This window comes from Sphingomonas faeni (assembly GCF_040407565.1).
Lineage (GTDB): Bacteria > Pseudomonadota > Alphaproteobacteria > Sphingomonadales > Sphingomonadaceae > Sphingomonas > Sphingomonas faeni_F.
Genome location: NZ_JAPZPR010000006.1, coordinates 351719 through 359849, shown reverse-complemented (window position 1 = coordinate 359849; position 8131 = coordinate 351719). Strand labels below are relative to the sequence as shown.

Annotated in this window: 7 protein-coding genes; 2 read left to right on the top strand and 5 right to left on the bottom strand. The window is 66.6% G+C overall.

The genetic code is table 11. The features are described 5' to 3' along the window. The first annotated feature begins 627 nt into the window (after positions 1-627). Positions 628-2127: a lipopolysaccharide biosynthesis protein gene (locus O6Y00_RS14830; RefSeq protein WP_435368634.1), complete on the top strand. Its 1500-nt coding sequence runs from the start codon at positions 628-630 to the stop codon at positions 2125-2127. A 15-nt stretch (positions 2128-2142) separates the two neighbouring features. Here the strand turns inward: O6Y00_RS14830 and O6Y00_RS14825 are convergent, their stop codons facing one another. Further along, positions 2143-2574 carry a CBS domain-containing protein gene (locus tag O6Y00_RS14825; RefSeq protein ID WP_353443334.1) on the bottom strand — a complete coding sequence of 144 codons (432 nt, stop codon included), beginning with the start codon at positions 2572-2574 and terminating at the stop codon, positions 2143-2145. 74 nt (positions 2575-2648) lie between these two features. On the opposite strand from O6Y00_RS14825, the gene O6Y00_RS14820 reads away from it, so the two are divergent. Further along, the gene (locus O6Y00_RS14820; RefSeq protein WP_353443333.1) at positions 2649-2927 is read left to right on the top strand and encodes a hypothetical protein; all 279 of its coding nucleotides are present in this window, start codon (positions 2649-2651) and stop codon (positions 2925-2927) included. A gap of 255 nt (positions 2928-3182) precedes the next feature. Here O6Y00_RS14820 and O6Y00_RS14815 read toward each other — a convergent pair whose 3' ends face one another. From O6Y00_RS14815 to hisS, 4 genes are all read right to left on the bottom strand, one after another. Further along, positions 3183-4469, bottom strand: a complete 1287-nt coding sequence (locus O6Y00_RS14815) for a DUF4167 domain-containing protein (RefSeq protein ID WP_353443332.1) — start codon at positions 4467-4469, stop codon at positions 3183-3185. 256 nt (positions 4470-4725) lie between these two features. Next, positions 4726-5544, bottom strand: a complete 819-nt coding sequence (gene prmC / locus O6Y00_RS14810) for a peptide chain release factor N(5)-glutamine methyltransferase (RefSeq protein WP_353443331.1) — start codon at positions 5542-5544, stop codon at positions 4726-4728. Between the two features lie 126 nt (positions 5545-5670). After that, on the bottom strand, positions 5671-6744 hold the full coding sequence (gene prfA, locus O6Y00_RS14805) for a peptide chain release factor 1 (RefSeq protein WP_056053173.1): 1074 nt from the start codon (positions 6742-6744) through the stop codon (positions 5671-5673). A 145-nt stretch (positions 6745-6889) separates the two neighbouring features. Continuing rightward, complete coding sequence (gene hisS, locus O6Y00_RS14800) at positions 6890-8125, bottom strand: histidine--tRNA ligase (protein WP_353443330.1); 1236 nt, start codon at positions 8123-8125, stop codon at positions 6890-6892. Positions 8126-8131 lie beyond the last annotated feature (6 nt).

Below are 8131 nucleotides of genomic sequence, written 5' to 3'. Positions count from 1 at the left end.
GCATGCCGCCAGCGTTCATTCTGAGCCATGATCAAACTCTCAAGTTTATGTCACCAGCCAATCGCAGTGGAATTCCACGATCAACCAGCTCATCTCAAGGAGCCGCTCTGCACAATATCATTCAGACGACCGCCTCGGTGCGAACACCAAAACGACCGTCCATTTACATATGGAATATGTGAAGGACATATGAGAACGACTTAGCTTTAAACGATTACCCGAACCCTTGAGGAGCCCGGAAACCGCAAGCCGCCGCCCACATGTCCCTTCATCTTAACCTACAATGTCAAAGAGCCGACAAAAATACCGACACTCGCACAACCCTCTCTTCCGAGAAAGCTTGGAGCATCTGGTTTTTTGCGACCGCAGCAACCAGACCGTGTGGCCGTTCGCTGCGGTGACACCCCTCTAGGCGGGGTTCCGATTCGCGTCAAACATAATCTTTCACATTTGTGGCAATTTTTGCCGGCTGGCGCGTTTATGCCGCCCGCGACCTTAGAGCGCGCCGTGGCTAGGCCGTTGAATACGGGGTTGTTTTGCCCGGCGAACCGGTGACCTGCCCGATTTCCGATAGGATGACCGGTTCGGGGTCTCGCCTTAATCCGTTGTGAAGGGGGATATCGCTATATGCCCGATACGATGGATAACGCGACTCCTGCCCCGATGCCGGCCGACGATCAGCCCTCGCTGGCCGGACAGGTCCGCAGCGCATTGATCTGGCGCTCGGGAAGCCAGATCGTCGCGCAGCTGGTGCAGTGGAGTGCCACCTTCCTGGTGATCCGGATCCTCGCCCCCGCGGATTACGGGCTGTTCGCGATGTGCCAGGTCATCCTCACCTTCATGGCGATGCTCAATGGCTATGGGCTGGCAAGCGGGCTGATCCAGCAGAAGGAGATCAGCCGCCGCGAAGTGCGCCAGTTGTTCGGGATGCTGATCGTGCTGAACGTCGCGCTGGCAATCGCCCAGCTCTCGCTCGCGCCACTCGCCGCCGCCTATTATCGGCAACCGATCGTCGGCGACATGCTGCGCGTCCAGGCGCTGCTCTATCTGACGACGCCGTTCATTGCCCTTCCCTATGCCCTGCTGTCGCGCGCGATGGATTTTCGCCACCAAGCCAAGGCAAACATCACCGCATCGATCGCGTCGGCCAGCGCGGCACTTGGCGGTGCGCTATACGGTCTGGGCGTCTGGACGCTGGTGATCGCGCCGATCGTGCTGTTCAGCGTCCGCGGTGCGATGATGACATGGTCGGCACGCTCGCTCGTCTGGCCGAGTTTCGACTTCCGTGGGGCCGGGACGATCGCACGCTATGGCGGGGTGATGGCGGCGAGCCAGCTGTTCTGGTTCCTGCAAAGCCAGGCCGACGTCTTCATCGCCGGGCGCAGCTTTTCGCCGCACACGCTCGGCATCTATACGACCAGCCTGTTCCTGACGCAGATCTTCGTCTCGAAATTCGTGCCGCCGCTGAACGAGGTCGCCTTCTCCGCCTATGCGCGGATGCAGCATGATCCGGATGCGATCGGTCGGGCGTTCGTGCGCGGCGTGCGGATGGTGATGATCGTCGCGATGCCGTTCTACATGGGGCTGGCGGCGACCTCCGAACCGCTCGTCCTGACGATGCTCGGCGACAAGTGGCGGGAGACCGCCCCGGTGGTGCACCTGCTCGCGCTCGCGATGCCGTTCATGACGTTGCAGGTGTTGTTCACGCCGGCCTCCGATGCGCGGGGGCGCCCCGGGATCGGCGTGCGGAACGGCGCGACCGGCGCGATCATTCTCGCCAGCGCGTTCCTGGTCGGCGTGCACTGGGGACCGACCGGCATGGGCGTCGCGTGGATCCTGGCCTATCCGCTGTATCTGTCGATCAGCGCGTGGCGGACCCTGCCGGTGATCGGCGTGCGCGCAAGAGACGTCGCCGCCGCGGTCGCCGCGCCGGCGTTCGGGGGCATCGCGATGGCGCTGGTGGTCGGGCTGGTCGACCGCACGCTGCCGCCGCTCGACGCGCACTGGCGGCTGGCGATCCTCGTGCCGATCGGCGCCGCGATATACGCAAGCTGGATGCTGGTCTTCGCGCGGGCGACGATCCGCGAGGTGATCGCGATCGCCCGGAAACAGCCGCTCCCCGCCTAGTCTGGCGCGCCGACGCTACGCCGACTGAATATACTCGCGCATCGCCGCGGCGTCCGCCTCGATCCGGTCGATCCGGTATTTGACGAGATCGCCGATCGAGACGAACCCGACCAGCGTGTCGCCGTCGATCACCGGCAGATGGCGGATCCGACGCTGCGTCATCAGCGACAGCGCGCCGATCGCCGACTCGGCGGGGCCGATCGACTTCACCGCGGTGGTCATCACGTCGCCGATCCGACGCGTCAGCGCGGCAGTCCCATCGGCGTGCAGGGAGTGGATCACATCGCGTTCGGAGAAGATGCCGACCACCCGGCCGTTCTCGAGCACCGGCGCCGCACCGATCCGCTTTACCGCGAGCAACGCCACCGCGTCCGCCACCGTCGAATCGGGATGCAGCGAGAGGACGTCCCCTGCATCCTTGCCGCTCAGGATTGCCGCGATCGTCATGTTCGCCTCTCCATCTCTTGCGTCTTTCTAGCGCGTGGATTGAAGAAACCATGTTTGCACGGCAATGGGAAGCGATGAGCGACCTACCGCCCGGCCTGGACGACCCGGATTATGCTGCGTTTGCATGGGCGCGGTTCCGCGGGATCATGGCGTGGATGGTGCTGGCCGCCGCAGTGTGTGTCGCGGCGATCATCGCGGCGATGGCCCATATCCAGGGGCCGCTGCATCTGGTGACGATGCTGGCGGTGATCGGCGGGGTCGGCGGATCGGTGATGATGGCCGGCCTGCTGATGGGGCTCGCGTTTCTCAGTTCGGGTAGTGGGCACGACGAGGACGTGACCCGGATCGACTGAGAGGGCGGCAGGCCGTCGCTCACATCGCGCACTGTCTTCCTTTCCTTCCGCTAGCGGGAGGGGTTGGGGGTGGGCGCGCGGTCTCGACCAGTGCGGACGCGGATAGCGCGAGCCCATCCCCCAGCCCCCTCCCGCAAGCGGGTGGGGGAGACGATTAGCCATTCACCTGCCGGAAAACCCCGATGACGAAAAAGGCCGGCACCGCGCGAAGCGGCACCGGCCTTTTCAATCCTCGGACCGATTTCGGCGCGGGGCTCAGCCAGCCTGGACTTCGTCCGGTACCGCGCGAACGCGGCGGCGGCGGGGCTTTTCCTCGACCGCGGCGTCGGCTGGAGCGGCGGCGGCAGGAGCCGCTTCGGCTGCCGGCGCCGGCGATGGTGCCGGGGCGACCGTTGCCGAGATGCCGAGCGACGGCGGCAGGCGATCCGCATCGAACGCGGTCGGTGCGTGCTCGTCCTGCCCGCCCTGATCCCGTGCGCCCTGATCCTGCGCGACGGGGGCGTCGAGGCTGCGATCGCGGCGCAGGCGACCGCGACGGCGGGGCTGCTCCTCGGTCGCGGCGACGGGCATCGTCGTCTCGACGGCTTCGGTCGGCTGGGCCGCCTGCTCGGGGGCTTCGGTTACCGAACGGACCGCGTCGGCTTCCGAATCCTGGTTGGCGTTGGCGACCGGTGCGCTCACGCGGGGCGTGCGGCGGATCGTCTCGCGCTGCGGTGCATCGCGGTAATCGCTGCGGGGCTCGCGGACCTGCTCGTCGCGGGGCTGAGTCTCGCGTTGCTGAGTCTCGCGCGACTGGGCCTCACGGGCCTGATCCTGCTCTTCGCCGTTGCGGTCGTCGCGAGGCTGAGCATCACGCGGCTGGGCGTTGCGCTGGTTGCGCGAATTGTCGCCACGGACGCGATCCTCGCGCTGGCCTTCGTTACGGGGGCCGTCGTTACGCTGACCCTCACTACGCTGGCCCTCGTAGCGGTTGCTGTCGTACCGCGGACGCTCTTCGCGCTGCGGTCGATCTTCACGCTGAGGGCGGTCCTCACGGTTCTGGTTGTCGCGAGTCTGGCCCTCGCGATTCTGGCGGGGCGCGTTCTGGTACTGGCCGTTCTGCGGGCCACCGTTCTCGCTGCGCGACTGCTCGGGCGCACCCTGCTGCTCGCCCGAGCGGATCGGCTCGCCTTCGTCGCCGTAATCGTCGTCGCCGTCGAGATCGAACGGTTGTTGGCGGCGTGGCTGCTGCTGCGCTTGCGGCTGGCTCTCTTCGAAGCGGGCGCGGGTTTCGCTCAGGACGCGGAAATAATGATCCGCGAACTGGAGGTAATATTCGATGTTGACGCGGTCGCCCTGCTGCTGCGCGTCGCGTGCGAGGTTCTTGTACTTCTCGTACAGCTGGCTCGCGTTGCCGCGCGCGCGGCTGTCGATGCGGTTGCCGGTATCGCGACCGCCCTGGCCGCCTCCGCCGCCACCCTGGCGTTGACCGCCACCACTACCGCCGCCGCTATTATTGTTGCCACGACCGCGACGGCGGCCGGCTTGCCGGTTGTTGATCAAGCTTGTGTCCTCAGTCGTCGAACCAAAATCTGGTCGTGCTCCGAAATGCGGTGCAAACCCCCGTCGCACACCGACGATCTATACGAGATCGGTGCGTCGAACTTGCCAGGGCCGCCGGACTGCAGCGACCTCAAAGCGAAGGATGCGGGTCATCGCTCTAAACCGACCAATCGTCGAGAGTGCGTGCCCCTGCCCGCGTGATAGCGTCCGCAAGGGACCTACTACAAGCGAAATGTGAGGTTTAGCGCCATATTGTTCAAGTCGCGGGGGCGTGGGTCGCGACCATCGCGCGCGCGTTGCCGCCATAGTCGTGGTGCAGCGCGACGTGCAGACCTTGCGCCTGGAGCAGCGCGGTGACGGGGGGAGCCTGGGTCGAGCCGATCTCGATCACCGCCGCGCCGCCGGGGGCGATCAAGGCCGGGAGTTGTTCGGCGAGGATGCGGTAGTCGTCGAGTCCGTCGCTCCCGGCGAACAGTGCCGCGTGGGGTTCGTGGTCGTGGACTTCGCGCGGGAGCTGCTCGGCGGTGGCTATGTAGGGGGGGTTGGCGAGGATCAGGTCGAACTGGCCGACGATCGCGCTGGCCCAGCTTCCTTGGATAAAGTGGGCTCGGTCGGTGACGCCGAGGGTTGCTGCGTTGGCGCAGGCGTAGGCGAGCGCGTGGGGGGAATAGTCTACGCCGAGGCCTTGCGCCGGCCATTCGTCGAGCGCGGCGAGGAGCAATGTGCCGGGGCCGGTGCCGAGGTCGAGTATCGTTGCGGGGGAGCGGCCGGCGAAGTGCGCTTGGGCGGCGATCAGGAGTGTTTCGCTGTCGGCGCGGGGGACGAGCGCGCCGGGGCCGATAGCGAGGTCGATCGACCAGAAGCCGCGGGTGCCCGTGATGTAGGCGATCGGCTCGTGGTTGAGGCGGCGGTGGACGAGCGCGGCGAAGGTCGCGGGGACGGCGTAGCGATCCGGGTCGAGAAGGATCGCGTTGCGCTCGACGCCGAGGGCGTGCGCCATCAAGATTTCCGCGTCGAGGCGGGGGGTGGCGGAGAAGCCGAACCGCGCGGCGGCGGTGGCAAGCGCTGCACTCACTGCTTCCCTCCCGCTTGCGGGAGGGGTCGGGGGAGGGGCTGTCACCGAGCGATGCCCATAGCAGGAAGCCCCTCCCCTAACCCCTCCCGCAAGCGGGAGGGGAATGCCGTTGCGGCTGGGGAATGCTCAGCCATCCAGCTGGGCCAGGCGGTCCGCTTCGTCCTGCGCGACCAGGGCGCCGATCAGTTCGTCCATTTCGCCCGCAACGATCTCGGGCAGGCGGTGGAGCGTCAGGTTGATGCGGTGATCGGTCACGCGGCCCTGCGGGAAATTATACGTCCGAATCCGCTCCGAGCGATCGCCCGAGCCGACCATCGACTTCCGCGCGCCAGCCCGCTCGGCATGCAGCCGGTCGCGCTCCGCCTCGTACAGCCGCGTCCGCAGCACGCGCAAAGCCTTGGCCTTGTTCTTGTGCTGCGACTTCTCGTCCTGCTGGATCACCGTCAGCCCGGTCGGGATATGGACGATCCGCACCGCCGAGTCCGTGGTGTTGACCGACTGGCCGCCGGGGCCCGACGAGCGATAGACGTCGATGCGAAGGTCCTTGTCGTCGATCTTGACGTCGACCTCCTCCGCCTCGGGCAGCACCGCGACGGTCGCCGCCGAAGTGTGGATTCGGCCGCCAGCCTCGGTCGTCGGTACGCGCTGGACGCGGTGGACGCCGCTCTCGAACTTGAGCTTGGCGAACACGCCCTGGCCGGTGACGCTGGCGACGACTTCCTTGAAGCCGCCCGCGTCGGACGACGATCCGGAGATCATCTCGACCCGCCAGCCCTGCGATTCGGCATAGCGTTGGTACATCCGGAACAGGTCGCCCGCGAACAGCGCCGCCTCGTCGCCACCGGTGCCGGCGCGGACTTCGAGCATCGCCGAGCGCTCGTCGGCGGAATCGCGCGGCAACAGCGCAAGCGCGAGTTTGCGGTCCGCAGTCTCGAGCAGCGTGCGGTTCTCGTGCAGCTCGTCCGACGCCATCGCGCGCAGTTCATCGTCGGCATCCTCCGCCATGAACGCGAGGCTTTCGGCCTCCTGCCGCAGCCGGCGCACCTCTGTGGCGGCTTGGGCGACGGGTTCGAGCTCGGCATATTCCTTCGACACCGCGACGAAGCGGTCCGACGGGAGATCGCCGGTCGACATCAGCGCTTGCAGCTCGTCACGCCGCGCCTCGATCGCGCGGATGCGGTCAGGGGAGATTTGGGTCATGAAATCCGCCCCGGCACGGGGAGGGGGACCGCCCGAAGGGGGGTGGAGGGGGCGGGCCGCAGGTGTTGCGCGACGTGGAAGCCCCCCTCCGTCAGTGCCGCGCACTGCCACCTCCCCGTGCCGGGGAGGATTTGCGAATGATCCATCACGACAGCAGCGTCTTCAATTGGGCCTCAAGTCCTTCGGTTACCGACCCGAGCATCTTCAACTTTCGAACGACTTCGCCATCGATGCGACGAACGCTCGCGATCGCCTGCGGGGCTGCCTTGACGGCCTTGTCGAAGCGCTTTTTCGGCGAACCGGAAGCAACCAGATCAGCGGACACTCCATTTCGCCGAAGGTCGGAAATCAGGGCGATCGCATCAAGACTTGAGTCATCGTCCTCTGCAACGACGATGAGCTGAGGACGCTGTTCAACCGGCTCTTCCAGCAACATAGCCAATCGCTCGACACCCGCGGCCCAGCCAACGCCAGGCGTCTCCGGCCCGCCAAGCGAGCCGATCAACCCGTCATACCGGCCGCCCGCCAGCACGGTCCCCTGCGCACCCAGCCGGTCGGTCACGAACTCGAACGCGGTGTGGCGGTAGTAATCGAGGCCGCGGACCAGCCGCGCGTTACGCTCCCATGCGACACCCGCCGCGTCGAGCCCGGCGGTCACCGCCTCGAAGAACGCGCGAGCCTCGGGGGTCAGATACGCGTCGATATCCGGCGCGCTGTCGGCGATCGGGCGGTCGCGCGGGTCCTTCGAGTCGAGGATCCGCATCGGGTTCTTTTCGAGCCGGGTCAGGCTGTCCTCGGACAGTTCGCCGCGGTGCGCCTCGAAATGCGCCACCAGCGCCTCGCGCCAGGCGTCGCGCGTCGCCGCGTCGCCCAGCGTGTTGAGCTGCAACGTCACGCCCTCGGAAATGCCGAGTTCACGCAGCAGCTGATCCGCGAGCACCAGCAGTTCGACGTCCGCTGCCGGCTCGGCCGCACCGATCACCTCGGCATCGATCTGGTGGAACTGGCGAAAACGCCCCTTTTGTGGGCGTTCGTAGCGGAACACCGGGCCGCTGGTGGTCAGCTTCAGCGGCGCGAACTGCTGCCAGCCTTCTGTCAGATAGGCGCGCGCTATGCCTGCGGTGAACTCGGGGCGGAGCGTCAGCGAGTCCCCGCCGCGATCCTCGAACGTGTACATCTCCTTCGACACGACATCGGTCGTCTCGCCGAGCGAGCGCGCGAACACCGCCGTCGACTCGAACACCGGGATATCGACGCGCTGGAAGCAATACAGCGCCCGCACCCGCTCGAACGTGGCGAGGACGTGCGCAAACCGGCGCTGTTCCTCACCGAAAATGTCCTGGGTGCCACGGATGCGGCGCGGGGTTTCTGTCTTAGCCATGATGCG

What these genes read in the sequence shown, in the direction of transcription:
- O6Y00_RS14830 (WP_435368634.1), top strand. Translation starts at nt 628, where the DNA reads ATGCCCGATACGATGGATAACGCGACTCCTGCCCCGATGCCGGCCGAC.
- O6Y00_RS14825 (WP_353443334.1), bottom strand. Translation starts at nt 2,574, where the DNA reads ATGACGATCGCGGCAATCCTGAGCGGCAAGGATGCAGGGGACGTCCTC.
- O6Y00_RS14820 (WP_353443333.1), top strand. Translation starts at nt 2,649, where the DNA reads ATGAGCGACCTACCGCCCGGCCTGGACGACCCGGATTATGCTGCGTTT.
- prfA (WP_056053173.1), bottom strand. Translation starts at nt 6,744, where the DNA reads ATGACCCAAATCTCCCCTGACCGCATCCGCGCGATCGAGGCGCGGCGT.
- hisS (WP_353443330.1), bottom strand. Translation starts at nt 8,125, where the DNA reads ATGGCTAAGACAGAAACCCCGCGCCGCATCCGTGGCACCCAGGACATT.